The 25,493-nt window shown below is 44.1% G+C and carries 26 protein-coding genes; 14 read left to right on the forward strand and 12 right to left on the reverse strand.

Annotated elements, in window-relative coordinates; translation table 11 throughout:
• Positions 1-111 precede the first annotated feature (111 nt).
• The 3 genes from BLS23_RS02680 to BLS23_RS02690 are packed head-to-tail and all read right to left on the reverse strand — an operon-like array spanning position 112 to position 4,057.
• On the reverse strand, positions 112-1,905 hold the full coding sequence (locus tag BLS23_RS02680) for an LTA synthase family protein (RefSeq protein ID WP_089650983.1): 1,794 nt from the start codon (positions 1,903-1,905) through the stop codon (positions 112-114).
• Positions 1,902-3,491 (reverse strand): aminotransferase class V-fold PLP-dependent enzyme, encoded by a 1,590-nt coding sequence (locus BLS23_RS02685; RefSeq protein ID WP_089650984.1) that lies wholly within the window; start codon positions 3,489-3,491, stop codon positions 1,902-1,904. The genes BLS23_RS02680 and BLS23_RS02685 overlap by 4 nt, the downstream gene beginning before the upstream one ends.
• Positions 3,488-4,057, reverse strand: a complete 570-nt coding sequence (locus tag BLS23_RS02690) for a glycerol-3-phosphate acyltransferase (RefSeq protein ID WP_167355988.1) — start codon at positions 4,055-4,057, stop codon at positions 3,488-3,490. Before BLS23_RS02690 ends, BLS23_RS02685 begins: the two co-directional genes overlap by 4 nt.
• Before the next feature lie 255 nt (positions 4,058-4,312).
• On the opposite strand from BLS23_RS02690, the gene BLS23_RS02695 reads away from it, so the two are divergent.
• A complete protein-coding gene (locus tag BLS23_RS02695) occupies positions 4,313-4,969 on the forward strand; it encodes a YdeI/OmpD-associated family protein (RefSeq protein ID WP_089650986.1) in 657 nt (218 codons plus the stop codon).
• A 42-nt stretch (positions 4,970-5,011) separates the two neighbouring features.
• Here the strand turns inward: BLS23_RS02695 and brnQ are convergent, their stop codons facing one another.
• Both brnQ and BLS23_RS02705 read right to left on the reverse strand, forming a co-directional pair.
• Complete coding sequence (brnQ, locus tag BLS23_RS02700) at positions 5,012-6,394, reverse strand: branched-chain amino acid transport system II carrier protein (protein WP_089650987.1); 1,383 nt, start codon at positions 6,392-6,394, stop codon at positions 5,012-5,014.
• Between the two features lie 244 nt (positions 6,395-6,638).
• On the reverse strand, positions 6,639-6,818 hold the full coding sequence (locus tag BLS23_RS02705; protein ID WP_089650988.1) for a hypothetical protein: 180 nt from the start codon (positions 6,816-6,818) through the stop codon (positions 6,639-6,641).
• A 318-nt stretch (positions 6,819-7,136) separates the two neighbouring features.
• Between BLS23_RS02705 and BLS23_RS02710 the strand changes: the two genes are divergently transcribed.
• The 3 genes from BLS23_RS02710 to BLS23_RS02720 are packed head-to-tail and all read left to right on the forward strand — an operon-like array spanning position 7,137 to position 9,173.
• The gene (locus tag BLS23_RS02710; protein WP_089650989.1) at positions 7,137-8,222 is read left to right on the forward strand and encodes a hypothetical protein; all 1,086 of its coding nucleotides are present in this window, start codon (positions 7,137-7,139) and stop codon (positions 8,220-8,222) included.
• Positions 8,223-8,257: 35 nt separating this feature from the next.
• A complete protein-coding gene (locus BLS23_RS02715) occupies positions 8,258-8,737 on the forward strand; it encodes a GNAT family N-acetyltransferase (RefSeq protein ID WP_089650990.1) in 480 nt (159 codons plus the stop codon).
• Positions 8,738-8,759: 22 nt separating this feature from the next.
• Positions 8,760-9,173 carry an FAS1-like dehydratase domain-containing protein gene (locus BLS23_RS02720; protein ID WP_089650991.1) on the forward strand — a complete coding sequence of 138 codons (414 nt, stop codon included), beginning with the start codon at positions 8,760-8,762 and terminating at the stop codon, positions 9,171-9,173.
• 165 nt (positions 9,174-9,338) lie between these two features.
• Here BLS23_RS02720 and BLS23_RS02725 read toward each other — a convergent pair whose 3' ends face one another.
• On the reverse strand, positions 9,339-10,094 hold the full coding sequence (locus BLS23_RS02725) for a DeoR/GlpR family DNA-binding transcription regulator (protein WP_089650992.1): 756 nt from the start codon (positions 10,092-10,094) through the stop codon (positions 9,339-9,341).
• Positions 10,095-10,275: 181 nt separating this feature from the next.
• On the opposite strand from BLS23_RS02725, the gene BLS23_RS02730 reads away from it, so the two are divergent.
• The 5 genes from BLS23_RS02730 to BLS23_RS02750 all read left to right on the forward strand — a co-directional run bounded on the left by BLS23_RS02730 (position 10,276) and on the right by BLS23_RS02750 (position 14,914).
• Positions 10,276-10,986 (forward strand): ribulose-phosphate 3-epimerase, encoded by a 711-nt coding sequence (locus tag BLS23_RS02730; RefSeq protein WP_089650993.1) that lies wholly within the window; start codon positions 10,276-10,278, stop codon positions 10,984-10,986.
• Positions 10,979-11,539 (forward strand): 6-phospho-3-hexuloisomerase, encoded by a 561-nt coding sequence (gene hxlB, locus BLS23_RS02735; RefSeq protein WP_089650994.1) that lies wholly within the window; start codon positions 10,979-10,981, stop codon positions 11,537-11,539. Before BLS23_RS02730 ends, hxlB begins: the two co-directional genes overlap by 8 nt.
• Before the next feature lie 241 nt (positions 11,540-11,780).
• Positions 11,781-12,944 carry a mannitol-1-phosphate 5-dehydrogenase gene (locus BLS23_RS02740; RefSeq protein ID WP_089650995.1) on the forward strand — a complete coding sequence of 388 codons (1,164 nt, stop codon included), beginning with the start codon at positions 11,781-11,783 and terminating at the stop codon, positions 12,942-12,944.
• A gap of 20 nt (positions 12,945-12,964) precedes the next feature.
• On the forward strand, positions 12,965-13,402 hold the full coding sequence (locus tag BLS23_RS02745) for a PTS sugar transporter subunit IIA (RefSeq protein WP_089650996.1): 438 nt from the start codon (positions 12,965-12,967) through the stop codon (positions 13,400-13,402).
• A gap of 66 nt (positions 13,403-13,468) precedes the next feature.
• The gene (locus BLS23_RS02750) at positions 13,469-14,914 is read left to right on the forward strand and encodes a PTS mannitol transporter subunit IIBC (RefSeq protein WP_089650997.1); all 1,446 of its coding nucleotides are present in this window, start codon (positions 13,469-13,471) and stop codon (positions 14,912-14,914) included.
• Positions 14,915-15,262: 348 nt separating this feature from the next.
• On the opposite strand, the gene BLS23_RS02755 is transcribed toward BLS23_RS02750, so the two are convergent.
• A complete protein-coding gene (locus BLS23_RS02755) occupies positions 15,263-15,844 on the reverse strand; it encodes a helix-turn-helix domain-containing protein (RefSeq protein ID WP_089650998.1) in 582 nt (193 codons plus the stop codon).
• 92 nt (positions 15,845-15,936) lie between these two features.
• Between BLS23_RS02755 and BLS23_RS02760 the strand changes: the two genes are divergently transcribed.
• The 3 genes from BLS23_RS02760 to BLS23_RS02770 all read left to right on the forward strand — a co-directional run bounded on the left by BLS23_RS02760 (position 15,937) and on the right by BLS23_RS02770 (position 18,204).
• Positions 15,937-16,911 (forward strand): DMT family transporter, encoded by a 975-nt coding sequence (locus tag BLS23_RS02760; protein WP_089650999.1) that lies wholly within the window; start codon positions 15,937-15,939, stop codon positions 16,909-16,911.
• Between the two features lie 656 nt (positions 16,912-17,567).
• Complete coding sequence (locus BLS23_RS02765; RefSeq protein ID WP_089651000.1) at positions 17,568-17,750, forward strand: hypothetical protein; 183 nt, start codon at positions 17,568-17,570, stop codon at positions 17,748-17,750.
• A 136-nt stretch (positions 17,751-17,886) separates the two neighbouring features.
• Complete coding sequence (locus BLS23_RS02770) at positions 17,887-18,204, forward strand: hypothetical protein (RefSeq protein WP_089651001.1); 318 nt, start codon at positions 17,887-17,889, stop codon at positions 18,202-18,204.
• 148 nt (positions 18,205-18,352) lie between these two features.
• On the opposite strand, the gene BLS23_RS02775 is transcribed toward BLS23_RS02770, so the two are convergent.
• The 5 genes from BLS23_RS02775 to BLS23_RS02790 form a co-directional block, all read right to left on the reverse strand.
• Entirely contained in the window at positions 18,353-18,655 is a 303-nt protein-coding gene (locus tag BLS23_RS02775) for a hypothetical protein (protein WP_089651002.1), read from the reverse strand.
• 73 nt (positions 18,656-18,728) lie between these two features.
• Positions 18,729-18,872 (reverse strand): hypothetical protein, encoded by a 144-nt coding sequence (locus tag BLS23_RS21655; protein WP_167355989.1) that lies wholly within the window; start codon positions 18,870-18,872, stop codon positions 18,729-18,731.
• A gap of 247 nt (positions 18,873-19,119) precedes the next feature.
• A complete protein-coding gene (locus tag BLS23_RS02780) occupies positions 19,120-20,466 on the reverse strand; it encodes a GntP family permease (RefSeq protein WP_089651003.1) in 1,347 nt (448 codons plus the stop codon).
• A 24-nt stretch (positions 20,467-20,490) separates the two neighbouring features.
• Entirely contained in the window at positions 20,491-22,029 is a 1,539-nt protein-coding gene (gene gntK, locus BLS23_RS02785; protein ID WP_089651004.1) for a gluconokinase, read from the reverse strand.
• Positions 22,022-22,756, reverse strand: coding sequence for a GntR family transcriptional regulator (locus tag BLS23_RS02790; RefSeq protein WP_089651005.1), 735 nt, complete (start codon positions 22,754-22,756; stop codon positions 22,022-22,024). Before BLS23_RS02790 ends, gntK begins: the two co-directional genes overlap by 8 nt.
• Positions 22,757-23,065: 309 nt before the next feature.
• Between BLS23_RS02790 and BLS23_RS02795 the strand changes: the two genes are divergently transcribed.
• Both BLS23_RS02795 and BLS23_RS02800 read left to right on the forward strand, forming a co-directional pair.
• Complete coding sequence (locus BLS23_RS02795) at positions 23,066-24,046, forward strand: Gfo/Idh/MocA family protein (RefSeq protein WP_089651006.1); 981 nt, start codon at positions 23,066-23,068, stop codon at positions 24,044-24,046.
• A 167-nt stretch (positions 24,047-24,213) separates the two neighbouring features.
• Complete coding sequence (locus tag BLS23_RS02800) at positions 24,214-25,422, forward strand: Bcr/CflA family efflux MFS transporter (RefSeq protein WP_089651007.1); 1,209 nt, start codon at positions 24,214-24,216, stop codon at positions 25,420-25,422.
• Positions 25,423-25,493 lie beyond the last annotated feature (71 nt).

The raw sequence follows: 25,493 nt of genomic DNA on the forward strand, positions 1-25,493 counted from the left end.
GAAGAGTGAGACGCGCGCAGGAAGAGTGAGACGCGCGCAAGAAGCGGTGGACCGCACGCAAGAAATCCCGAACCGCGCACATGAAAAAAGGAGCCATGATTTTATGGCTCCTTACTCTTTGTACCGCAGCCAATCTCCTTTGATCACTTGATCAGAGAGCTGCAGTTCGCTTCTGGCTTTGCTTCTTCCTTTTTCACATGCCTGGTTGGATAAGGGGGTACCTTTTTCTGTATCAAGGCATTGTCCTTTGACATACATCGTAGATTCAGAGATGTAATTGCCGTTGCGGAAGGTGACGAAGGCGTCGTGCTTCCGGGTGAGCAGGTTCTCGCTAAAGCTCATATAGTTCGCGCTCCGTTTTCCAAGAAGGTGTAGAACGGTCGCACGGATATCGATCTGGCCGGCGATTTCATCAAACACTTCTCCCTGTAGTCCGGGAATATGGATCAGGACAGGCACGCGCTGGTTTTTGATGTGGGAAAAAGTCGTCTCTGGCTGGTCGAGCAGTTCAAATAAACCATCCTCATATTCCGTCGAAACCCCGTAATGATCTCCATAAAGGATGAACATCGTATTTTCATACATCCCTTGTTCTTGCAATTTCTCCATAAAGGTTTCAACGGACTGATCCAAGTAGTGGACCGTTGACAGATAGCGGTTCACGACGGGTTCTGAGGTCACGTCCGTTTCAAACGTCTGATCCTCTTCATGGAGTAAAAAAGGGAAGTGGTTCGTCAACGTGATGAATTTGGCTAAATAAGGCGTGTCCAATTCCTTCAATTTAGGAATGGACTGCTCGAAGAAATGGTGATCCTCAAGACCATAGTTGATGGAGTTTTCTTCGGTGACCTTATAATCTCTTTCTGAAAAAAAGCGGTCATAGCCTAACGTTGCATACATTTCCGTCCGGTTCCAGAACGAACGCTCATTGCCGTGAAAAACGGCCGATTGGTAGTTTCCGAGAATCTCGGGAAGTCCGTGAAACGCATTGTCGGGACGGCGGACGAAGACGGAACCGCCGTCGAGCGGGTAGAGGCCGGTATCGATCATGAACTCGGCATCGGAACTTTTTCCCTGAGCGGTTTGTTCATAGAGGTTGGAAAAATAAAAGCTCTCGTTCTTGATTTTGTTTAAGAACGGGGTCACTTCCTGGCCATCAACTTCTAAGTCCAGTACAAAATTTTGTACGGATTCAAGCCCTATGAAAACGACATTCATTCCTTCAGCTTCCCCGAACCATTCGGTCATCTCCTTTTCCTGCTCCTTGACGTGTGCCTGCATCGGCTCCGCATCTCTAGGGTCTGACATCCATTTGAACAGCGGGGAGCGTATAGAATGTCCGACATCGAATAATTGATAAGTGAACAAACTCATTGTCTGCACAAATTGGGTGCGGTTGTAATTTTCCTTGAGAACATACGGCTTGTAGAGGAGGCCGGCCGCAAGCATGGTGATGGTCAAAAGACTTGCGACTCCAAGGTACCACTTTTTCGGGGGCAACTGGAATGTTTCTTTTTTGAACAACACCCAACCGACCACAAATATATCTAAAAATAAAAGTAGATCCCACGGGGAAAAAAGCTCCCACGTACTGCGGCTCAATCCGCCGACATTCCCGATTTGAAGCAGGATCGTCAAGGTCATAAAGTCTTCATAAAAACGATAGTACAGGAGGTGGGCATACATCCAGAACGTCGTGAGAAACAGGAGTGCAGGAGATACCCACTTCCTGTACCGGTCAGGTGTAAAAAGCGGCACGCTGAAAAGAAGCATCACAGGACCGATGATAGTCAGAATCATTAAAAGGTGCCCGGGCCAATGTGTCGGCTGCAGCTGAAAACCGATGTACATAAGAAGGATGATTTTGACCCAATAAAAGGCGATCAGTCCCGTGTACGCCTTCATGAAGAAATCCTTTTCTGTTCGGTCTCTTTCAAGCGTTTCATGGCATCAAGCAACCGGGTGATGTTCACATGAGAGACCGTTCCCATCAGGGCAATCTGCATCCAGTTCTGCTCTCGCAAATAGCTGCTTTCATAATTAACTAGAATCCCCTGCTTCTTCAACCGATCCCCATAGGTGACAGAAGATTGTGTTGAAGGGAGGGCGATGGTGATGATTCCATTTGAGTACGTCTTATCCCCAAGAACCGTCCAGCCTTGGTTTTCCAATTCCGATCGCAGCAGCCCCATCCATTCTGCCTTCGCTGGTCCATCAAGCTCCAATGCTTTTTTCAAAGCAAACAGAGAGTTCGATGAGTGGGTGAACGGTGTGCTTTTGTTTGATGCGTACAATCCTAAGTCCAAATATCTTGGAATCGTAGAATTCGGGAATGGCTTGTGATGATGAAAGACGATGGCGAGGCCGGGATAAGAGCCAAGCCCTTTCCCGCTCACACTTGAAGACAGGTACACACTACCAAGGTCCACCTCATCGACACCGAGGGAGCTGCATGCATCGATACATAGGTGAACATCATAGTCGGCTGCTACTTCTTTCAGTGTTCCAAGGTCATATAAATAGCCGGTGGACGTTTCGCAATGGACCGTCCATATCCAGCGGATGGTCGGGTGCTCATCCAACATGGAACGGACTTCTTCCATGGCGATGGCCGTGTTCCACTCTTTTTGGATGGTATGAAAAGGGAGGCCTGCTCTTTTAGCGTGATCGATCAGCCGCTCTCCGAACTCTCCATTGGACAAAATCAGTCCGTCCCCTTCAAGCTGCTTGATTTGCTGGGCCACAACATCATTGGCCAGTGTCCCCGTTCCAACAAGGATGGAAGCATGACGGGCGTTCGCTTTTTCAGTCAATAGAGACTGTACACTCGCCATCAGTTCCAAAAATTCATGGGAACGGTGCGATTGTGTCGCTCTGCTCAGTGATTGAGCCACATCTTCGTCCATCGGAACAGGTCCGGATAAAAAAGAAATCGGCTCGTAGCGGGCGAGAATGCGTTGATACGCCTGTGTCGCCTTGACGAAATTCTCTTTCGTCAGCTTCATCGGCTGAAATGCAGCTTCTTTCGTCCCTACAGTATGGGCAAACGGTTCAAAGCCCAGCTTTCGATACAAGACGTGCTCGCGTTCGGTACCGGAAATGAGCGCGACATCAAATTTTTGTTTCAGGCAGTAGCTTGCCAGCTGGTCAATCATACCGAAAAAGGTCGTCCGCTTCCGGTATTCCTTTTTCACCGATAACAAACGAATTTCACAGGGAGTGGATTCCTCTTCCAAATAGTCATCAATATTCGGTAACTTATGATCGAGAGAAAAGGGACGCTCCCCCCGGACGGCAATCATGCCGATGACTTCCTTTTCCTTTTTTGCAATAATATATGTATTTTCATTATGAAATTTATCTGTAAGTCTGCGAGATTCGTTCTGGTTATGTTGGGGAATCTCTTCGACGAAGGTCGCGTAATTCAACTGATGGATCTGTTCGTATTCTTCTTCTGTTGAAGCCACTTTATAGATGAACGGTTGTTTCATAGATGTTCCTCCTCTTTCATGCTGCCTGGATGTACAGGGTATAGATGGGAAAGGACGACCAATCCATACCCAATCAAAAGTCCGAAGCTTATACCTGGATTTCCTCGGAAAAAGGCACTGACCACAGGAATGATCATGGCGACTACCATCACTTTTGAAAAAGAGACGGGTAGGTATTTCGCGAGTAAAGCGGCTCCTCCAAAGATCAAAAGTCCCGGCCACTCCAGGACAAGTGTGCAGGCGAGATAGGCGACAACGCCCTTGCCGCCACACCCCTTCAGCCAAATCGACCAAATATGACCAGCCACCGCGGCAATGATCATCGCCGCAAGGATAACAGAAGAGATGCTTAGGTAAAGAGCAAGGCTGAGAGGAAGAATGGTTTTTAGTGCATCGATGACCACGGTCCAAATGAACGCCTGTTTACCCGCTACCCTTCCTGCATTCCTTGCCCCGCCTGTTCCACTTCCAAGCGTTGTAATATCTTTCTGGAGCTTATATTTCGTCATCACGTATGCGCCATTGATTCCAGCGAGCAAATAGCTGATGATCGGCCAAACCCACATGTCCCCACCCCTCATGGTTTCCAACATCTATCATACGATGCAGCCCTTCAAATCGTTTCATAACATGGAAAATTTATACGGTGACACCTGACATTTTACAATTATTTCAAAATGTCAGGTGGATGACAAAAGATTTGCTTTTCGGCAGCAGCCAGCTACTTTTTCTGGAAATATTCTTTATAATAGAAAGATAATAGTCGGGGAAAGGCGGATGCAGAAGGTCATTCCCTTTGACCTGAAAAGGAGGGGTTAATCGTGCCAACGATCAAGGACAAGTTAAAGTTATCGAAATATAAGAATCTGGCTGTCCTTCACCAGCCGGAAGACTATCATTTATTTGATGAGCAACCGACAACACTTTCTGAGCATCATGATGCGATTTTCATTTTTGTGAAAAACCTGGAGGAGATGAAAGAACACTTGCAAACGCTTCTTGATCATGAGGGAGTTTTAACAGAGAAAGGCTATGTTTTCTTTGCCTATCCGAAAAAGGGAAATACACGCTATGATACGTACATACACAGGGATGACATGTTTCCGGCATTGAGAATCGGGGAGGATAAGTACGTCGAAGGCAGTGACATCAAGTTTTCGCGTATGGTCAGTATGGATGACGTGTTCACGGTTGTCGGCATGAAGCGGGAGAAGAAAAAAGCACCGAAAACCACTCCACCCAGTCAGTGTGTCTCAGACTATGAACACAAGATAGAGGAAGTCGAAAACTTACTAAAGGATCATCCGTTCGAACAGGAATTTTACAGGAGCTTGACGCCAGGTTATAAACGCGATTGGGCGCGCCAGGTCTTTTCTGCGAAACAGCAATCGACTCGTGATAAACGGGCAAAACAGATGATTGAAGTCTTAGTGGAAGGATATAAATCACTGGATTTGTACCGTCGTAAGAAAAAATAGCTTAAAAAAAGACCAAACCCGTGGGGCTTGGTCTTTTCTTTATTAATGAGATAGGTGCTCAGCCTCACGCGTAAGGACAGAGGATTCGGATTTGTTTCCTTCTTTCAACAAGTAACCGATGACGGCGCCCATTAACGCGGGTAGGATCCAACCCAGTCCGATTCCGTATAAGGGAAGGTGTGAGCTATAAAAGCTGCTGATGGACTCCATCAGAGGATTAGCTGCACCTGGGATTGTTCCCAACAAAGCGTTATAGCCATCGATCGTACTGACGAAAAAGGTCAGCGTCATGGCTCCGGCATAGACCGTACGTTTATTCTGGAACAGTTTGGAGCTGAGCCCCAAAAGGATCAGGACGATCGCCATTGGGTATAAGAACATCAGCACAGGGATCGCGTACTGGATGATGTTCGTCAGACCGAAGTTTGCGATCATGAACGACATCAACGAAAGGAGCAGCACGAATGTTTTGTAGCTGATTTTCGGATAAACCGTATGGAAAAATTCACTACAGGCGATGATCAGTCCGATACTTGTTTTCAAACAGGCGAGGACAATGATGATGGCAAGTAAAATCGCTCCATAAGGACCGAAATAATGCTCGGCTACTGCAGCAAAGGTCAGACCACCATTCTCAAGATTCCCGACGACAGAAACGCTGGAGGCGCCCATGTAAGCAATGAGTCCATAAATGAGCATCATGAGCACCATGGCGAAAATTCCTGATTTCCATGTGGTTTGGGCGATTGCCTTCGTATCAGTGATTCCCATATTACGAATCGCAGTGATGACGACAATTCCAAGCGCCAACCCACCGAGGGCATCCATCGTATTATAACCTTCTGTGAACCCTGTCATGAAAGGGACCGAAGCATAATCGCCAGTCGGGGCACCGAAACCACCCATCGGTTTGACGATGGTGGTGATGATGAGTATGGATAAAAACAGTAAGAAAGTCGGTGTTAAATATTTTCCGACGATATCCATGACTTTAGCTGAGTTCAAAGAAAAATAATAAACGAGTGCGAAAAAGATAAAACTGAACACAGCAAGCCATAGTTGGGTCTGATCGGGTTGAATGAATGGCTCAAAGCCGACCACGAACGGGACAGTTGCAGTCCTTGGAATGGCGAAAAACGGTCCGATGGTCAAATAAAGTACGACGGCAAATGTCATGCCGAATAAAGGATGGACACGACCGGCCAGATCATTTAACCCGCGGCTTCCAGACAAAACGATCGCGAGAATTCCCATGAGAGGAAGAGCGATGGCTGTCACGAGAAAGCCGATTAATGCGGGCCAAAATGAAGTCCCTGCCATTTGTCCAAGTTGAATAGGGAAGATTAAATTACCAGCACCGAAGAAGAGGCCGAATAGCATCGTCCCGATGACGGCATAGGTAGAGAATGAGTTTTTCTGTTTCATAGGTTTGTTCCTTTCTTGATGTATTGGTTTGCTTTAAAGGAATAAAGATAATGCTAACAAGAATCTCCACAAGGGACAATAGACTTTCAGATATTTTTAGAAAATGTCCAGGTGACATCGCTTTCTTTATAAATGGAGGAGTTCATTTCTTAAATAAAAGTAAAAGGACTTCCTGATTAAGGAAGTCCTTTTGCTCTATTTGCTCATTATTAATGACAAGACTATGGAAAAGATCGCCCATCCTCTATTCATCTTTTTGAGTTAATTGATGATCATTGTTTCCACATTGTGGACACTGTGTCCAGATAACATAAGCCGTTTTATCTTCAAATTCTTTCGGAACGACTTTGATTACTTTTAGAACATTATGGTAGCAGCTTGTGCATCTTTCCATGATGGACTGCCCCACTTTTAATTCTGACATACGCTCACTCCTGATCACTATTTTTTATGAGTACCGAAGCCTCAAGAGTTTTTCTAGTATAACGTTTAAGAGGGAAAGAGTCAAAAAGTATATTTCTTCTAAATCATTTAAAGACGATAGGGAAGTTTTTTATGTTTCTTTTAGTGAAACGTTTAATTTAATTCAGATAATTCCGAATTCTATGTTAAAATATGTAAGGTTGCTTTACTTTCCTTTCCTGAATCATAGGGAGAGATTGGTCGAGATTAGAACAAAAACAAAAAGAAGTCTGCTGACATCAATCATAAGACACTTTTAATGAAACGAGGAGACGGAAACGTGGGATTTTTGACGAAACAATCGGTCACAGAGTTAGAACAGATTAACCGTGCGCTGGAAAACGAAGGGTTAAACTTATTGTCTGGAGAATCTGATATCAAACGCTTAGGGGAGGGCTCCTGGCATTATGCTTACTTGATTGAGAGTGAACAGCTTGTCCTCCGCATTCCGAAGAAGGTCGCTTATGATGAAGCCGTCGCCTTCAACCGTGATCAGTTGAAGGCGGAATATGGGTCTACCGAAGCTTTTTATAAGATAGCCAACGAAGCACAGAATGGCATGTGTCCTGAACAATTCCATTATTTCATTGATGAAGACCTTACTTATACGATTGAATCTTATGTGGGTAAAACGTTGGGGCTGGAAGGGCAGACGCAGCAGCAATCGAAGCAGTACGGAAGAGACATCGGCGAGTTCTTTCGCGCTCTTGAAGAGATCGATCCCCCTTATGAAGGGATCGGATATTTGGAAGTCGGAGAAAACGGGGAATTAAAAGGCGGCCTCGACATGGAATTGAGAGCGTGTATCGTCGAAGAGAGAGGAGAGTATGAAGAAGAATTTCATGCCCTGCTATCATATGCTCATGGATTCAATAAAGAAAGAGTTTCTGTCATCGGAAACGAATTAATCCCAAACCGGTCCATCGATCGGGAGAAGCAGATCTTTACCAATCAGGATACATCACCTGAAAATTTGATCTTCACGAAGGACGGCGTGAAAATGATCGACCCTGTTCCGCTTCTCTACACAGGAACATCCCTTGCCGCCAATCATGTCTTCAATTATCACACCTTTTTCCATACCGTCCACGACACACGAAGATATGGGAAAGGAAACTACCGTCGTCATGTCCCTCTTCTGAGAGCCCATGCGGATGGATTTGTGGAAGGATATACGCAAGATTCAAAACAGAAACGCATGGACTTACATATCGAAGTGTTTTTGAAACTTGTGACGATGGCTCATACTCATCTTGAGCTGCTGAAGGAAGAAACGTTAACAAAGGAACAGATCATCCGCTTTGGAACAAAAGACCAAATCGAAAAGCGTCTACACATCTATCTAACCGAATTAGAGAGTTTTTAAGGTGAAAGTGACAATTGGAGAGGGGGCGACGCCTTTTGAACAAAGAGGAAAACAAGCAGATCCTCTCCCTGGACATCCAGCCCTTACATGAAGCGGTTGAGGACGAAGCTAGAAATCTCATATTAGCGGGTTTTTTAGAGCGTTTTGGGTTCATTGATCATTCTCTCAATCCTGATCTGAAAGATATGATGGGTGCCTATAATAAGGAAGGAAATGGATTCTTTGTTGCTTTGGCTGAAGGTGAGCTTGTTGCGACAGGGGCCGTTACGAAGGAAGGTCATCGGGTGGGGAGAATTGAACGGATGTCGGTGAAGGGTACTTATAGAAGAAAGGGAATCGGGCAGAGGATGCTGGCGAAGCTTGAAGAAGCTGCTCGATCCAGTAAGTATGAAAGACTTGTGTTGGAGACGAACAACAGTTGGGAAAGTGCGATACAGCTTTATACATCGAATGGCTATCACCTTGTTTCGGATGATGGTCAGCGTTATCATTTTGAAAAAACATTAGAGGTCTGAGTTTGATAAGGAAGAATGGATGATGAAATGGACTGAATACCAATCATGTAAAGGGGAGAGGTCTTTGAAAACAGGGGATGTATACACTTGGAAGCGCACGTTTACGAATGAGGAAGTATTGGAGTTCGGTCGGATCTCCGGAGATCAGGGGAGACATCATGTAGAGCCTGATGAAGAGGGAAGGTTGATGGTCCAAGGCTTACTAACGGCGACCATCGGAACGAAGATCGGCGGCGATTTGCACTATATTGCAAGAGATATGGCCAATGAGTTTCTCCGCCCGGTTTTTACTGGAGATACGATTACCTGTGACGTGAGCTTGGAAAAGGTTGTTCAAGCGGATGGGCATAAGAAAGTGGAAATGAAGTCTGTCTATCGCAATCAAAAAGGGAAAGAAGTGTTGATTGGTTCGAGTCACGGTATCATACGGGATTAAAAATAAAAGCACATGGGAACCAGGCAAATGTTTATTACTCTTGATCCTAGCTACCACTTCAAGGAATAATCAATATGGAAAAAGCCAACCCTTTTAGGGTTGGCTTTTTTGAGGTTCATTTTTCTCAAGAATAAAGATCCTGACTTAGACTTCGAAGATAAATGGTTATGCGTGATCAATAATGTCTATGCCTTGTTTTTCATATAAGCGTTTAATTTCTGGATGCACATTTTCTGTGATTAAGTATGTTAAATGGTCGGTTGGACAGACAATATGATTGGAAACCGTATCTAACTTATCATTGGTCACCATACTTAACACTTCGGTGGAAATAGACGCCATTTTCCGTTTGATGAGTGCTTCTGACGAACGGGGGATGCTGATCCCTATTTCAGGATCTATGTTGTAAATTCCCATAATATAAAGATCGGCCCTCATCGAATTCAAAGCTTCATAGGTGTCGATTCCTAAATTCACCATCGACTGTTTAAATAAGGTGCCTCCGATCATGATGACCTCAATATCATTGTGGTTGGAAAGGGCCATCGCAATCGGAGGGCTGTTAGTAATGACGGTACCTTTTAAAGACAAAGGGAGCTGATGGACCAATTGTAAATTCGTTGTTCCTCCGTCAATCAACAGGACCATGTCATCTTCAATATATTGTAAGGCTTTGTTCGCTAGATTCGACTTCGTTTCATTGTAAATTTCCTGTCTTGTTGAAAAATCCTGGACGGGGGGGCCTTTTCTCAACGCCCCGCTGTGAACTCTCTTGATCACTCCTTGGCTGTCCAATTCTTTCAAGTCTCTTCTAATCGTATCTTCTGAAACAGACAGCCGTCTGCTTAAGTCGCTGGCAATGACTTTGTGCTCTTCATTAACGATATCGATAATGGTTTGTTGGCGTTCTTGTTTAAGCATACACAAAAGACTCCTTCTCTTAATTTCTTCCAGTATATCACGGATTTTTCCTTTCATAAATCGAAAAACAGCATCAAAGTGCAAATAAAAGCAAAAACATGCAAGAAAACGCTTTACTTTTTCTTGTTTGTGCCTTATTATTTTGACAAAGGCGCATAAACACAAACAAGGAGGCACAAACATGCAACGAAATATTACAATTGCACCGTCCATCATGTGTGCGGATCTCTGCAATCTTGAGAAAAGTGTCAGAGAAATAGAAGAAGCGGGCTTGGATACGTTACACATTGACATTATCGATGGAACCTTCAGTCCAAGCATGCCCTTGGGAATCGAGACCATTGAACAACTAAGAAAAATAACGGATATGAAATTCGATGTTCATATTATGGCCAATACGAATGAATTTTTCATACAAGAGATGCTGCGGATCGGGGTGGAACAAATCACCTTTCATGTGGAAACAAGTGTACACATAGACCGCTATATCAATTTAATCAAAAAGCATGACACCAAAGTAGGAATCGCCCTGAACCCAGCCACTCCATTATCGGTACTGGATTATGTATTACCGCAAATAGACACGGTCCTTCTAATGCTGATCAATCCTGGATTTGCAACAGATAAAGGAGAGAAGCAAGTGTCGTACGCTACGAAAAAAGTAGAGGATCTGGCTAGGTTGATCCGGTCCAAAGATTTGGATACGAAGATTGAAGTGGACGGCCGCGTGTCATTGAATACGATTCCGACACTGGTCAGAGCCGGGGCAGACATCTTAGTGGCTGGAAGCACGAGTTTGTTTGAAAAGAGCAATGGTTTGAAAGACAACAAAAAATTGATGGAATCACTGATACAAGAAGGATTGCATGAGGAGGTTGGAATCAATGGTTAACTATAAGGAAGCAGCAGGGGTCATTACAAATGAAATCACATCCACATTAACCAACGTGGACAGCCAGGAGATTGAACGATTGATCGAGCAAATCAATCAAGCAGAAAAAGTATTCTTCGTAGGCGTAGGGCGGGTGCTTTTATCATTGCAATCAATCGCTAAACGATTAGCGCACCTCGGTGTTCAAACTTACGTCGTTGGCCAGATCACAGAACCGGCCATGACGGAGAAGGACCTGCTGATCGTTGGATCTGGAAGCGGCGAAACAGCTTTTCCTCTCATCATTGCAAAAAAAGCGAAAGAACTAAACGCAACGGTCGCTCATATCGGTACGAACCCAAATAGTTCGATGAGCCAATATGCAGATGTGTTCGTCCGTCTCCCAATAAGCTCCAATCCGGAGACAGTAGAAGAAGTACAATCCCAGCAGCCGATGAAGAGTCTATTTGAACAGAGTCTTCTACTACTGGGAGATACCATCGCGTTAATGATTGTAAAAAAAGAGAACATCGAACTGCATTCGCTTTGGGAATACCATGCGAACTTAGAATAGTAGAAGGATGCAAATCCAAGCCCCTTTGATATAGAAAGGAAGATCAGAGGGGCCGGTCAAGGGAACCTCAGGCAAGTCCCAATCTATGGAAAAGATTATTGGATAATTTGTAAAATTATACAAAAAGGGTTATTTTTCTTTTTTCTCTATAGACGCTCTCCCATTGTCATATTATACTGATTTTTATGGTTTATTGGCGTTTGGGCGAATGAAGAGAACCTGACTTAAAGGAGGTCCACAAATGAAAGCGCTGCATTTTGGAGCGGGTAATATCGGGCGAGGTTTAATCGGATATCTCCTGAACAAGACGGAATATGAAATCTGCTTTGTGGATGCAGACCAACAGCTGGTTGAAAGCATCAACGACCGCAGACAGTATGTTATAGAATTGCTAGATGAAAATCACACGCAAGAAACCGTATCCCCTGTGAGAGCGTTGCATACAAGTGCTCAGAATGAGATTATCGAAGCTATTTTAGAAGCGGATATCATCACGACATCTGTAGGAGCACAAAATCTTTCAAGAATTGCTCCTATCCTATCCAAAGGCCTTCTAACAAGAAAGCAACAGAGCAAACCTCCCATCAATGTGATGGCCAATGAGAATACAATCAATGCTTCTTCTCAATTGAAAGAGGAAGTGAAAAGTGTAGTTTCTGCACATGATATGGAAGAAATCATGTCTTTTGTTGGATTTCCGAACTCGGCCATTGACCGTCTTTCTCTCTCTGAAAATAGGAGTGAAGGGGAAGTTGCTCTTGTAGAACCCTATTACGAATGGATCATCAACCGGTCGGAAATGGTGAATAAGGGTGTGCCTCCAATAAAAAACGCCACCTACGTGGATACGTTAAAACCCCATATTGAGCGCAAATTATACATGGTGAACATGGGGCACGCAGCTACAGCGTACATGGCGCACTTGAAAGGCTATCCAACCATTCAGCGTGCATTGCAGGATTCAAGCCTTGAGGAGTTCTTAAGAGCAACCCTTCAAGAGTCTGCCCGTTATTTCACTCACATCCACCACATGGACGAGCAGGAAATGGACGCGTTTATTGAAAAAACCGTCGATCGCTTCAAAAACGAAAATATCAGCGATGACATTTTACGAGTGGGAAGGTCACCGATCCGAAAGCTGGGGCCAGAGGAGCGGTTAATCAAACCAGCTAAAGTTCTTTTTGATTTGGACCTGCCGATCGAAAACCTGACCACTGCGATAGCGGCCGCGTTTTTATTTGATAACCCCGAAGATGAGGAGTCTGTGACGCTTCAAAACTATATGGATGATCAAGGAATCGAACAGGCCATCACTCATTTCACTGAATTAAAAGAAGCCACGATGGTATCGAAGATCAAGAGTCAATATTTGCAATTGAAAAAAGAACAAGCTTTAAAAAGCTGATTAGAAAGGGTGCTGACTATATGCTAAGCGAACAATTGAAAGGTAATATTCATTTTTTGAAATCTGTAAACTCTTGGGAGGAAGCGATCACAGAATCGGCGGCTCCATTACTGGATGACGGTTCCATAACTCCTGAATATGTAGAGGATATGATTGAGAACGTTCACAAAAATGGACCGTATATCGTCATCGTTCCAGGAATCGCTATGCCTCATGCCAAAAATGAAGGCGGCGTTGTGAAGACAGGGATTTCGCTTTTGAAGTTAGAAGAGGCCGTGCCATTTCCTGAAAACAAAAAGGTCAATCTTCTGTTCACATTAGCTGCTGAAGATACTTCCGGTCATTTGGATTTGATCTCAGATTTGTCTTCTTTACTGATCGAAGATGAGGTGCGTGAAAAACTCGAACAAGCCAACAGTGAAGAGGAGATCCTGGACTTGCTTCAGACGGTCGAATAAGTCCGGTCTCCTGATCATCATAGGCAGCGACGATTATTATTAAAAAATTGGAAAGGGATGATTCAGATGGCAAGTCCAGCTAAGGAAACGACGGATAGCAATGTAGTAGACATTAATCGTCCTTCTGCAAGGGCCAGAGTTCAAGCTTTCGGCGGCTTTTTAACCAATATGGTCCTGCCGAATATCGGCGCATTTATCGCCTGGGGTCTGTTGACCGCTTTGTTTATACCGACAGGATGGATTCCCAATGAGGAGCTTGCGCAAATTGTCGGTCCAGCCATTAAATTCTTGCTTCCTCTGCTTCTCGCGATCACCGGTGGTCGTATGGTCGGAGGTCAGCGTGGAGCTGTCATGGGGGCGATCGGGGCCATTGGTTTGATCGTCGGATCGGATATTCCGATGTTTTTAGGAGCGATGGTGATCGGTCCTTTGGGCGGCTTGATCATAAAGAAATTTGATCGCTTGGTTGAAAACAGAATTCCTGCCGGGTTTGAAATGATCGTGAACAATTTCTCCCTCGGGATTCTAGGATTCCTGCTGATGATCGTATCGTTCTTCTTTATCGGTCCAGTGATCGAATCGGCGAACAATTTTGTAACTACAGCTATCGAGGCTTTGGTGGCTACCGGCTTACTGCCTTTACTTTCTCTTATTAACGAACCAGCAAAAGTATTGTTTTTAAATAACGTGATCGACCAAGGGATTTATTACCCGCTCGGCATGCAGGCGGCGGCTGAAACAGGAAAGTCCATTTACTTTACTGTCGCGTCCAACCCTGGCCCAGGCCTTGGATTGCTGCTGGCGTTTACTTTCTTCGGGAAAAAGACGGCTCGACGAACAGCACCAGGTGCCATTATTATTCATTTCTTCGGCGGTATTCATGAACTATATTTCCCTTACGTATTAATGAAACCCCTTACAATTATTGGGATGATCGCAGGGGGCGCGACAGGGATCGGCGTGTTCAGTTTGTTTGATGCAGGACTCGTCGCAGGTCCAAGTCCCGGCTCGATCTTTGCCTATCTAGGACTGACTCCTAAAGGAAGCTTTATCGGTATTATCGCCGGCGTACTGGCTGCCGCGGCTGTAACCTTCTTGATCACATCGCTGATTTTAAAAATGGAGAAAAATAAAGATGAGGAAGAAGATGAGCTTTCCGATTCCATCGAAAAATCCAAAGCGATGAAACAACAAGGAAAACAAGTGGTGAACAGCAGTAAAAAAGATGAAAACATCGATAAAGTTTCCTTCGCTTGTGACGCTGGTGCAGGTAGTAGTGCATTAGGTGCCACGACGTTCAGAAAGAAACTGCAGAAGAGAGGAATCGACGGGATCGAAGTGAAACACTACAGAATTGAAGATGCCCCCCAAGATTCCAATATTATCGTCGTTCATAAAGATCTCTATGACCGAGCGAAACACGCTCATCAAGACAAAGAGATTATCACAATTGAAAACTATATTAGTGATCCCAACCTCGATGAATTGCTGGACAGGTTGGAAAATCGGTAAGTGATTGTTTAACAAATCTTTTAAAGAAGGTTCTTTTAGGAACCTTCTTTTTTTGGTTCCATCTCATTGTAATCATAAAAATGGTCTCTTTTCTTTTTGCAATCACTGATAATGAAAACAGTTGTGTCATATTTATCTTGAAACTGAGTCTTCAACAAAAGGGCAGGTTAGTTGAAGACTCGATTTCGAGATAATAGCCAGATTTGAAACAATAATGGTAATTTCAAATACGTTTAAGTATTTTCAAAGGTATATTTTTTTTGATGATCTTATTGTAAATGGTAACACGCTTTGACAGTTATTCGATCTCAACAAAGGAGAATAACGCTGCCGAATCGGCAGCTTTTTCTATGCCTGCGTATAGATCATCACGAAATGTAGAACGGCCCCAACTGAGTCTGGATTGATATAAGCATGATCTTGATCAGCCTGAAACTTGATCGAATCATAAAGTTCTAGCTCATAGATCTCATCCTGGACCCTTACGTTCACACGTCCTTCCATCACAGTGATGTACTCGATCACACCTTGCTGATGGGCATTTGCACTGTACTCGCTGAGCGGCTCAAGAAACGCTCGATGCGTTTCTAATGAACCGTACCCCTTCATGTTGAACATCGGTTCCAGGACTAAAGATTCATTTGCGCTAAGTACTTTCTGCCCTTCGTGTTTCTTCGATATTACCACGTCTTGTTTTTCAGCGAGCAGCGATGAAATTGGAATCGCGAGGCCATTTGCAATCTTCCAGATAATCGTTAACGATGGATTCGCTTCTCCTCTTTCAATTTTCCCTAACGTTAGATTGCTAACATCCGTTCGTTCTGCTAGATCTGATAACGAAAGGTTTCGTTCCTTCCTAATCGATCGTAGCGTTGCACCGACTTGCTTCGATAATTTCTCGGGATCTTCCCAGTTATTTTTTCCACTCATACGATACCCTCTCCATAAAAAATTTTACATTTCACTACATATAATATAATATACATATTATTAACTATACTATACAGAAAAGAGCGATTTTATTGAAAGAGATAGCCCTCGGTATTCTTTCGTCCATGTTTTTTGCCGTTACATTTATCTTGAACCGCTCAATGGAACTTGAAGGTGGAAGCTGGATGTGGAGTTCTTCCCTTCGTTTCCTCTTCATGGTTCCCTTTCTACTCCTCATTGTACTGATGAGAAGCAACCGAAAACAAGTTTTTATCGAACTAAAAAAAGAACCTTGGAAATGGCTGACGTGGAGTTTTGTAGGTTTCGTCCTGTTCTACGCCCCTCTAACGTACGCTGCAACATATGGACCAGGCTGGTTGGTGGCAGGCACATGGCAATTCACGATTATTGGTGGGATCCTCGTCGCTCCTTTCTTTTTCAAAGTAGAACGAACCTCCACTGGCATCGTGAAACGACGAAACCGCATCCAAACAAAATCCCTTGCCATTTCGCTTATCATCTTGATCGGAGTCCTATTGATTCAACAGCAAAAAGCGAGTGAGCTCACAATCGTTCAGGTTATGATCGGGATCGGTCCTGTCATCTTAGCAGCGTTCGCATACCCACTCGGAAACCGCAAGATGATGGAGTTATGTGAAGGAAAGCTCGATACGTTTCAGAGAATACTGGGCATGACGATCGCTAGTTTACCATTTTGGTTGATTATTAGCGGGGTAGCAGTCTCCAAAGTTGGCTTACCGAGCATGAGTCAAGTGACACAATCGTTTATCGTCGCGATCTGTTCAGGCATCATCGCGACAACGCTATTCTTCATCGCGACGAATCGCGTGAAGGATCACCAAGGAAAGCTCGCTACAGTGGAAGCTACTCAGTCGACGCAAATTCTGTTTGTGATCGCAGGTGAAATGCTAATGTTAGCGAGTCCGCTCCCTACAGGAATTGCTTTAGTAGGCGTTCTGTTCATTATCTTAGGAATTATTGTTCACACGTTTAATATGAAAAAGATGAATACAGTCACGGTTGCGAGAGCGTCGAAAGCACAATAAGAGGAAGAGGATTTACCCCTCTTCCTCTAACGGTCAATCTCCTAACCACTTCTCGGACTTTCGGCAGCAGCGGTAATAGGTAGCGATCGAATAAGAACACAACGACGATGGAAATTCCGACTAATGGCATCAGAATCCCAAGTACGAGCATGATCGCAAGTATGCCGCGCTGCACCGTTTTACTTTCTGTTTTCTTAGGTGCTCCTATCTTTCCTTTCAGGTTTTGATCTGGTTTTGTTAACTTATTAAGGTTCCACCAATACTCTAGCCATTAGGGGAACTAATGAAATTGGTTAGAACAATGTATTAATTTGGGAAGAGATAATGTATTTACCAAACGAGACGAAATCTTATTATACAGAAAGTGATGATACTCTAATGATGAGTTCGCGAATGAATGATATGGAATATGCTATAGACTTTAAAGGCAATGAATCATAAAGTGGAGATGAAATGATTAAAGTTGTTTCTTCGATCAAATAAATTCAGTACTATTTCCCGGATATACATAAGTACTTATTTACAAAACTCTTTACTGATATCTTGAATTCAACTCTTCAACTAAAGAGGGAAATTCTTTAATATAAGAATTGCGCCTTCTTAATGTTTTAAGTAGGTTAGTTGAAGACTCAGTCTCGAGAAAATAGAGTAATCTGATGGCAAAAGTAAAGTTGAGCTTATGGAGATTTTTTGAAATAATTGGAGCTATTTTGGGATTTAAAGAACAGAGGATACAAATGAAAACAGTAAAAAATTATTTAGTTTTAATGGTTTGTATATTTCTAATAGGATGTACTGAGCAAAAGTCTTTTGAAGAGCAATTCAGAAATAATGAATGATAAAAATAGCACTTACAACTTGTTTCACCATGAATTAAATGTTCTTGAAAAAAGGTGATGCTTTTGCCTTCTTTGAAGGGGAAGGAAAGGTCTGGACCTGATGCTCCTCACTTATGTATGATGACGTCCAGGGTGGGTGTTTGGTGGAGTAGCATCCAGAAGAATAGGTTATGGGAAAGTGATATTGCGCAAACGGATTGCCCTTGGAGATGGAGGTTGTGAAGTCGCGATTTACTTCAAGCCGACAGAGGAAGAAGACGAAATCGTATATGAAGATATCCCGATCACTCCTGAACAGGGAGATCCGTTCAACTGGGAAGAAGACGCGATCACTGCCTTGAATAATGAATTACGAAAGAGCGATGAGATGGTGATGGAGTTATTGAAAGAATTGGAGCGTCTCCGTGAGGAAGTAGAGGAGATGAAAGGGAATGTCTCCACATCGACTTCGTGAATAGCTCGTCACTTATTTATAAATCTGGACATATGAATGAAAAACGCTGGTCCATATGGATCAGCGTTTCTTTAGTTGGATATGGATGTCTTTTTTTTATATACAATGCGTTTGTTTTGGAGGGAGCCCTTTCTAATCATGCCCATTTTTAATTATCGGTTTTCTTTGTATGCTGAAGGCAATCGAGTTTCTCATTCAATGTTTTCAGTTCTGCAATCACTTCGTTCAACTTTTCTTCAAGTCCGGCAAATGTATGAGAACATGCTTTTGAAATATCCGTAATGATACTGGATAGATCCACGTCATTAGCTTCACCCGTTCCTGCCGTCTGTGACCACTGGCTCAATAATCCTTCTTGTTGAGTCAAGTTGGAGGCAAGCTTTAGAAGGCTATCAAAGTCTATATTGGTTTCATTTTTACCATGTTCTTCTTGTTGTTTTTTTCTTTTCATATGACTATCTCCTTTCAAATTAAAATAGTGAGAGGGCTATGTTTATGCACAGCCCTCTAAGCTAAATAAAGATTTAGCTAATGGTTCCAAGAATCTCATTAATACATGAGATGACAATTTGGCGTTGCTCACTTGATCCTAGTAGAACAGCGACCAAAAGCGCCAGCAAAAACAAGACAGCAATGACCACAGCGACTAAGTTTCTTAAGAAGTTCATCGTTTTTCCTCCTTCATCACAAGAATGTGTGTAGGAGACGTCTCTTACATAGATACTCTATGAAAATCTATCAAATGCGCTTGTACAATAGCCTCAATTAATAGAATACTCATTCATTTGGATGTTTGCCGCTGGTCATTTGAAGTGAATCGGAGGATGAGATCAGGCATCTGGTTTGCTGAAAAGATACTAAAAAGAAAGACTGTCGGGAAAGTCTCGACAGTCTTTCTTTTGTGCAGATTCAGTTTTATACAAACAAACTCAGTAATAGTGTAAAGGCAAGGCCAAGGACCGAGATGATCGTTTCAAGCAATGTCCATGTGGCGAACGTTTCCTTCATCGTGAGGCCGAAGTATTCTTTGAACATCCAGAACCCGGCGTCGTTGACGTGGGAGGCAACTAAGCTGCCTGCTCCTGTAGAAAGAACCATAAGAGCCAGATTGACGTCTGTCTGCCCTAATAGGGGGATGACAAGTCCGACCGTTGTCAAAGCAGCAACAGTGGCTGAACCTAAAGAAATCCTTAGAATAGCTGCAATCAACCATGCAAGTACAATCGGGGACATGGTAGACCCTTCGAAGAGTTCAGCGACATAATCACCGACTCCACCGTCGATCAATACTTGTTTGAACGCACCGCCACCCCCGATGATTAAGAGCATCATACCGATTTGAGATATGGCTGTCGAGCAGGATTCCATGACGGTTTTCACAGGGATATTTCGCGCAATCCCCATCGTGTACATAGCCACAAGCAGGGAAATGACCATTGCCGTGGAGGCGTTACCGATTAAATTGATAATGGATAAGAACGCGTTTGTTTCAATCCCGGCCATCTCTTGAATCAATGTAATGATCGTGGAAATAGCGATAAGAATAACCGGAAGCATAGCCGTGAAGACACTGATGCCGAACTTCGGTGTATCCTTTAGGTCGAATTTCTTTTGTTCTCCTAATGAAGTGATGTCCCCTTGTTTGGTAAACGAATCGGGCACGATTTTTTGAGCCATCTTCGTGAAAAGGGGTCCCGCTACGATAACGATCGGGATGGAAATGATGATTCCGTAAAGCAAAACTTCCCCAAGGTCTGCGCCATATTCACCGGCGATTACAGTTGGACCCGGGTGAGGCGGCAGGAATCCATGGGTGACCGACAAAGCAGCGGCCATCGGGATCCCTAAATAAAGAATAGAGACTTTCAATTCTCTTGAAATCGCAAAAACAATAGGAATGAGAAGGACAAGTCCTACTTCAAAGAAGAGCGCAATTCCGATGACGAAGGAGGCAGAAACGACCGCCCATTGAATGTTCTTCTCACCAAATTTGTTTACAAACGTCATGGCAATACGCTGTGCACCGCCAGCATCTGTAATCAGCTTACCGAGCATCGCACCAAGACCAAAGATCAGTGCCAGGTGTCCGAGTGTACCGCCTAATCCGGTTTCAATCGTTCCGACAATATCTTCAAGCGGCATTCCGAGCAGGATAGCTACACCAAAAGAAACAATAATCAAAGAAACAAATGTATTCAGTTTTAGCCCCATAATTAAGATCAACAGGGCGACAATTCCTATAGCAACCATTACTAATGGCATGATGATCCCTCCATGTTGTGTGTTTTACTTGTGAATTAAACTTCTTTGGTATTCTGCAATTCTTGTATAATCGCTGCTCAGCCTTCTGGATAAATCAATGAAGATTGGCAGCAATTGCCGGTATTCGTGTGAAGCTTCCTCTACCGGTGTGTGTTGATGGGTATTTCCAATCATCTCGGAAGCCACTTCAAACGATTCTACTTTTCCTGTGGCATAGAGTCCTAGAATACAAGCCCCGAGACAAGAGCTTTCATAGCTTTCCGGTACAGCAACCTCTGATTCAAAAATATCAGCCATCATCTGGCGCCATACGTGAGAACGGGCAAAACCACCCGTCGCCTGAATCCGGGTTACTGGTGTGTCCATACATTCCACAAGGGCGAGGTAGACGGTGTACAGGTTGTAAATGATTCCTTCCAGGGCCGCGCGGATCATATGCTCTTTCTTATGGGACATGGTAAGCCCAAAGAATGACCCACGGACATCCGGATTCCAAAGCGGTGCCCGCTCCCCAGCTAAATAAGGATGGAAAATCAATCCTTCTGCGCCTGGTCTCACACCATCGGCGATTTTTGTCAGGACTTCATAAGGATCGATGCCGAGACGCTTCGCCGTTTCAATTTCAGCGGCAGCGAATTCGTCTTTGATCCAGCGCAGAATCATTCCGCCATTGTTGACAGGCCCACCGATGACCCAGTGATTCTCTGTCAGTGCGTAACAAAAGATTCTTCCTTTTTCATCGGTCTGCGGCTGATCGATGATCGTTCGGATCGCACCGCTCGTCCCGATCGTGACCGCGATTTCTCCTTTTCCGATAGCGTTTACACCAAGGTTTGATAAAACACCATCACTCGCACCGATAATAAATGGCGTTTCAGGGTTCAATCCGATTTTCTTTGCCAGTGAACGGTTGCAGGAAGTAAAAGCTTCCGTGGTTGGTACAAGCCTTGATAACTTATCCCGGGAAATCCCTGCGATGTGGAGTGCTTCCTCATCCCAGTCCAATTTCTCCAAGTTCATCATTCCAGTGGCGGAAGCAAGAGAATGATCAAGGACATACTCGTCGAAAAACTTATGGAAAATGTATTCTTTAATTCCAATGTACTTGCTGGTGGTGGAATCGATTTCAGGATGCTCCTGAACCATCCATGTCACTTTACTTAAAGGGGACATGGGATGAATCGGAGTGCCTGTACGTCTGTAAACGTCATGACCATTCCATTCGTGTTTGATTTTCTGCGTCCATGCTTCACTTCTGTTATCCGCCCAGGTGATACATGGGGTCAGGGGATGGCCGTCTTTGTCTACGGCAATCAGACTGTGCATGGCACTACTGAATGACACAAACGAGAGATTCTTGTCTTTATGATCATTCATAATGGCGGTCATGACAGTGACAACCGCCTGGAAAATTTCATCCGGATCTTGTTCAGCCGTTGAGATATCCGGTGTATGCAAGGGGTAGCCCTTGCTTTCCTTTTGAATGACATCGCCTTTTTCACTGAATAATACGGCTTTTGTACTTGTGGTACCGATGTCGATACCGAGCATGTAGTTAGTCATCTTCTTTTTCGACTCCTTTAGTAAAGGTTTCCTGCGCCATCCATAGTTCTTCGACCCGGCCTTTGGCGACATCATCGAAATTCTGGTGCAGGGATTGAACCATAAGGTCGCGATCTTTCTTGCGAATGGCTTCAATGTATAATTCGTGGTTCTCTATGATTCTTTCAAAGTCTCCATACATCTCTTCAAACCTGTATCTCATGGAAAGGAGGACGAGGCTTTCGAGTGTGGGTTTCAGGTTGTTCCAAATCATCTGAATATGAGAATGACCGATCGAGCGGATGATCGTATCGTGAAATTCCAGGTCCTGCTTGGAAAATTCATCGGCATCCTTGTATTGAATCGCTATTTTCATCATTTCAAAAATCTTGCTGAGATCTTTGACCAGTTCTTCTGTCTCCATATGGACGAGCCGTTCAAAAACGAAACTCTCAATGAGTAACCGAACATCGTACATTTCCTGGATTTCTTTCTCCGTGATATCGAGAACCCGTGCACCCATCCTTTCCAATCGGATGAGATTTTCCGAAGCAAGGGCTTTCAATGCATCCCTTACGGGGGAGCGGCTTACGGAGAATTCGGAAGCCAGCCGATTCTCAGATAGGATTGAACCGCTTTCAACAGTGCCCGAAATGATACGCATTCGGAGCTCGCAGGCCACACGTTCACCAGCGGATGCTTTTGATAACCATTGGAGCGGGTACAGAAATTCATTGGAATCCTTCATCTATTCACCTCATTTGTGTAACTTTGTATACTTGTATACAAGTAGTGTAGTACAACTTTTCAATTTTGAAAACGCTTTTTATATAAAATGTCGAAAAAAATCGAATCGATGATTCATGGAAAAGGAACCACTCCTTTGCCATGCCCTTGTAATATACGGGGAATGGCCTTCACGAAAAATATCGGACTCGGATTCTTCTTAAAGGGGGAGGCTTCCATATTTTAGTGTCTGTCCCTATTATGCTAAAGTTGTAACGGAATAGTAGTTATGTATCGAATTCTAAGAAAAGAAATGCGGGGAGGAATTCAGATGGAAACGATCAGATGGGGAATTATAGGATGCGGGGACGTGACAGAAGTAAAAAGTGGTCCAGCTTTTCAGTTGATCGAACAAAGTTCACTTCAAGCTGTTATGAGAAGAAATGGAGAGAAAGCGAAAGACTACGCCGAGCGTCATAGAGTGCCTCAATGGTATGACAAGGCAGAGGATTTAATCCATGATGACGAAGTGGATGCGGTGTATATTGCCACGCCACCTTCTTCCCATAAAGAATATACAATCATGGCAGCCAAAGCAGGAAAGCCTGTCTATGTGGAAAAACCGATGGCAAATAGTCTGGAAGAATGTGAAGAAATGGTCCGAGTTTGCGAAACGTATGGTGTGCCTTTATTTGTTGCTTATTATCGGAGATCCCTGCCGAGGTTCTTAAAAGTAAAAGAACTTTTGGAAGAAGGAGCCATCGGAGATGTACGATTCGCTTCAATGCAGCAGACCCAGAAGATTGTGCAAAAGGATGAGCATGGGAATTGGCCATGGCGAGTGATTCCGGAAAAAAGCGGGGCAGGATTATTTTACGATGTCGGTTCTCATACGTTAGACGTTTTCGACTACCTGCTTGGACCTTTGAATGATGTGAGAGGATTTGGGCTGAACCTTGCTGATTCCTATCCAGCTGAAGACACGGTCAGCGGTGTATGGAAATTTGAGAGCGGAGCTGTCGGAACAGGGATATGGAATTTTTCTTCTTATAAGAATGAGGATGATAACCGAATTGTTGGAACAAAAGGAGAAATACAGTTTTCCACCTTTGATGACAAGCCGGTTGTCCTTGTCACCGATTCAGGGGAAGAATCTTTTTACTTCGAGCGTCCGAAACATATTCAACAGGCTCATATTCAAACAATCGTTGATGAGCTGCTGGGAGAAGGAACTTGTCCAAGCACGGGAAAAACAGCGCTTCGAACCAATAGGGTGATGGGGGAGCTTGTTAAAGAGTATTATCAAGGATAAGATCCCAACCGTTCCATGTCTGTTTTATGGAACGGTTTTTCTATGCTGATGAATAGACTTCCTTCGTGAATAAAGATAAAATCATAGTTTAACAGCTTAGAGAACGTGGGGATATTACTCAGGGGTCTTTTAAAAAAAGTAGATAGAATAGAAGAAGGTGTTTAATTATGTTGCATAATCCAAAAGGAAAAGAAAGAATTGGCCTGGCGTTCCTACTCGGAATGCTTGGAATTCTAGGTCCATTGAACATTGATATGTATCTGCCAAGCTTCCCGGGGATCGCATCCGATTTAGAGACAAACGCGTCCCTTGTTCAGCTTAGCTTAACGACCTGTTTGATCGGTCTTGCCGTCGGTCAAATCGTCGTAGGCCCGGTCAGTGATTCGCAAGGGAGGAAGAAACCACTCATCATTTTCCTTTCCCTCTTCGCACTGGCGTCCTTTCTTTGTGCGCTTGCGCCTAATATCCTTGTGCTCGTCATCGCTCGTTTCCTCCAGGGCTTCACAGCTTCTGCCGGGGTCGTCCTTTCGCGGGCCGTCGTGCGAGACGTGTTTTCAGGGAGAGAGCTGACGAAATTTTTCGCCTTACTCATGGTGATCAATGCGACAGCTCCGATGATTGCCCCGATGACAGGGGGAGCGATTTTACTTTTACCATTCGCTACATGGGAGACGATCTTTTTCGTTTTAAGTATTTTAGGTGTAGCAATCGTTTTAACCGTTGCAGGAAAATTACCGGAGACCCTTCCCGTAGAAAAGCGGATCCCAAGCTCTGTGAAAGAATCGATTCTGACCATCGGCCGCCTGCTGAAGGACCGCTCGTTCATCGGGTACGCCCTGACCATCGGTTTTGTCCATGGGGGAAGTTTCGCTTATGTATCCGGAACACCGTTCGTTTATCAGGGCATTTATGGCGTGTCCCCTCAAGCATTTAGTGTGCTATTCGGGATTAATGGCCTGGCAATCATTACAGGAAGCTTTTTAGTCGGGCGTCTCGGGGGGATCTTCCATGAAAGAAGTCTGCTTCGGACCGCTGTACTCGTTGCTGTCATTGCGACGAGTTTCCTTTTAGTGATGACAATTGTCGAAGGACCGTTGTATTCCATCGTCATTCCTATCTTCATTTACATGACAGCGATGGGAATGGTTTTGACAAGTACGTTTACCTTGGCGATGGAGCATCAAGGCCACCGAGCAGGAAGTGCCAGTGCGGTGCTCGGGATGCTGCCATTGTTGTTTGGCGCGACAGTATCTCCGCTTGTCGGTCTTGATGAGACGACGGCTGTACCGATGGGAGCGATCTTATTTACGACAGCTTCGATTGGTGCGGTAATCTTTTTTACGTTGACGACGAAAAAACAACAGGCCACTGCATGATTGCTGTTTGGAATCGGTGCCAGAACCAAGCTCTTTTACAATAGTAACGGAGCGGGGACAGGCACCGATTT

Source organism: Halobacillus aidingensis, assembly GCF_900104185.1.
Lineage (GTDB): Bacteria > Bacillota > Bacilli > Bacillales > Halobacillaceae > Halobacillus > Halobacillus aidingensis.

Bases quoted from the DNA above. Each gene is read 5' to 3' on its own strand.
- BLS23_RS02685 (WP_089650984.1), bottom strand. From the start codon at position 3,491: ATGAAACAACCGTTCATCTATAAAGTGGCTTCAACAGAAGAAGAATAC.
- BLS23_RS02725 (WP_089650992.1), bottom strand. From the start codon at position 10,094: ATGCTTAAACAAGAACGCCAACAAACCATTATCGATATCGTTAATGAA.
- BLS23_RS02690 (WP_167355988.1), bottom strand. From the start codon at position 4,057: ATGTGGGTTTGGCCGATCATCAGCTATTTGCTCGCTGGAATCAATGGC.
- brnQ (WP_089650987.1), bottom strand. From the start codon at position 6,394: ATGAAACAGAAAAACTCATTCTCTACCTATGCCGTCATCGGGACGATG.
- BLS23_RS02790 (WP_089651005.1), bottom strand. From the start codon at position 22,756: ATGAAGGATTCCAATGAATTTCTGTACCCGCTCCAATGGTTATCAAAA.
- BLS23_RS02755 (WP_089650998.1), bottom strand. From the start codon at position 15,844: ATGAGTGGAAAAAATAACTGGGAAGATCCCGAGAAATTATCGAAGCAA.
- BLS23_RS02730 (WP_089650993.1), top strand. From the start codon at position 10,276: ATGCAACGAAATATTACAATTGCACCGTCCATCATGTGTGCGGATCTC.
- BLS23_RS02775 (WP_089651002.1), bottom strand. From the start codon at position 18,655: ATGAAAAGAAAAAAACAACAAGAAGAACATGGTAAAAATGAAACCAAT.
- BLS23_RS02780 (WP_089651003.1), bottom strand. From the start codon at position 20,466: ATGCCATTAGTAATGGTTGCTATAGGAATTGTCGCCCTGTTGATCTTA.
- BLS23_RS02705 (WP_089650988.1), bottom strand. From the start codon at position 6,818: ATGTCAGAATTAAAAGTGGGGCAGTCCATCATGGAAAGATGCACAAGC.
- BLS23_RS02740 (WP_089650995.1), top strand. From the start codon at position 11,781: ATGAAAGCGCTGCATTTTGGAGCGGGTAATATCGGGCGAGGTTTAATC.
- BLS23_RS02795 (WP_089651006.1), top strand. From the start codon at position 23,066: ATGGAAACGATCAGATGGGGAATTATAGGATGCGGGGACGTGACAGAA.
- BLS23_RS02750 (WP_089650997.1), top strand. From the start codon at position 13,469: ATGGCAAGTCCAGCTAAGGAAACGACGGATAGCAATGTAGTAGACATT.
- BLS23_RS02680 (WP_089650983.1), bottom strand. From the start codon at position 1,905: ATGAAGGCGTACACGGGACTGATCGCCTTTTATTGGGTCAAAATCATC.
- BLS23_RS21655 (WP_167355989.1), bottom strand. From the start codon at position 18,872: ATGAACTTCTTAAGAAACTTAGTCGCTGTGGTCATTGCTGTCTTGTTT.
- hxlB (WP_089650994.1), top strand. From the start codon at position 10,979: ATGGTTAACTATAAGGAAGCAGCAGGGGTCATTACAAATGAAATCACA.
- BLS23_RS02765 (WP_089651000.1), top strand. From the start codon at position 17,568: ATGGCAAAAGTAAAGTTGAGCTTATGGAGATTTTTTGAAATAATTGGA.
- BLS23_RS02745 (WP_089650996.1), top strand. From the start codon at position 12,965: ATGCTAAGCGAACAATTGAAAGGTAATATTCATTTTTTGAAATCTGTA.
- BLS23_RS02800 (WP_089651007.1), top strand. From the start codon at position 24,214: ATGTTGCATAATCCAAAAGGAAAAGAAAGAATTGGCCTGGCGTTCCTA.
- gntK (WP_089651004.1), bottom strand. From the start codon at position 22,029: ATGACTAACTACATGCTCGGTATCGACATCGGTACCACAAGTACAAAA.
- BLS23_RS02720 (WP_089650991.1), top strand. From the start codon at position 8,760: ATGAAATGGACTGAATACCAATCATGTAAAGGGGAGAGGTCTTTGAAA.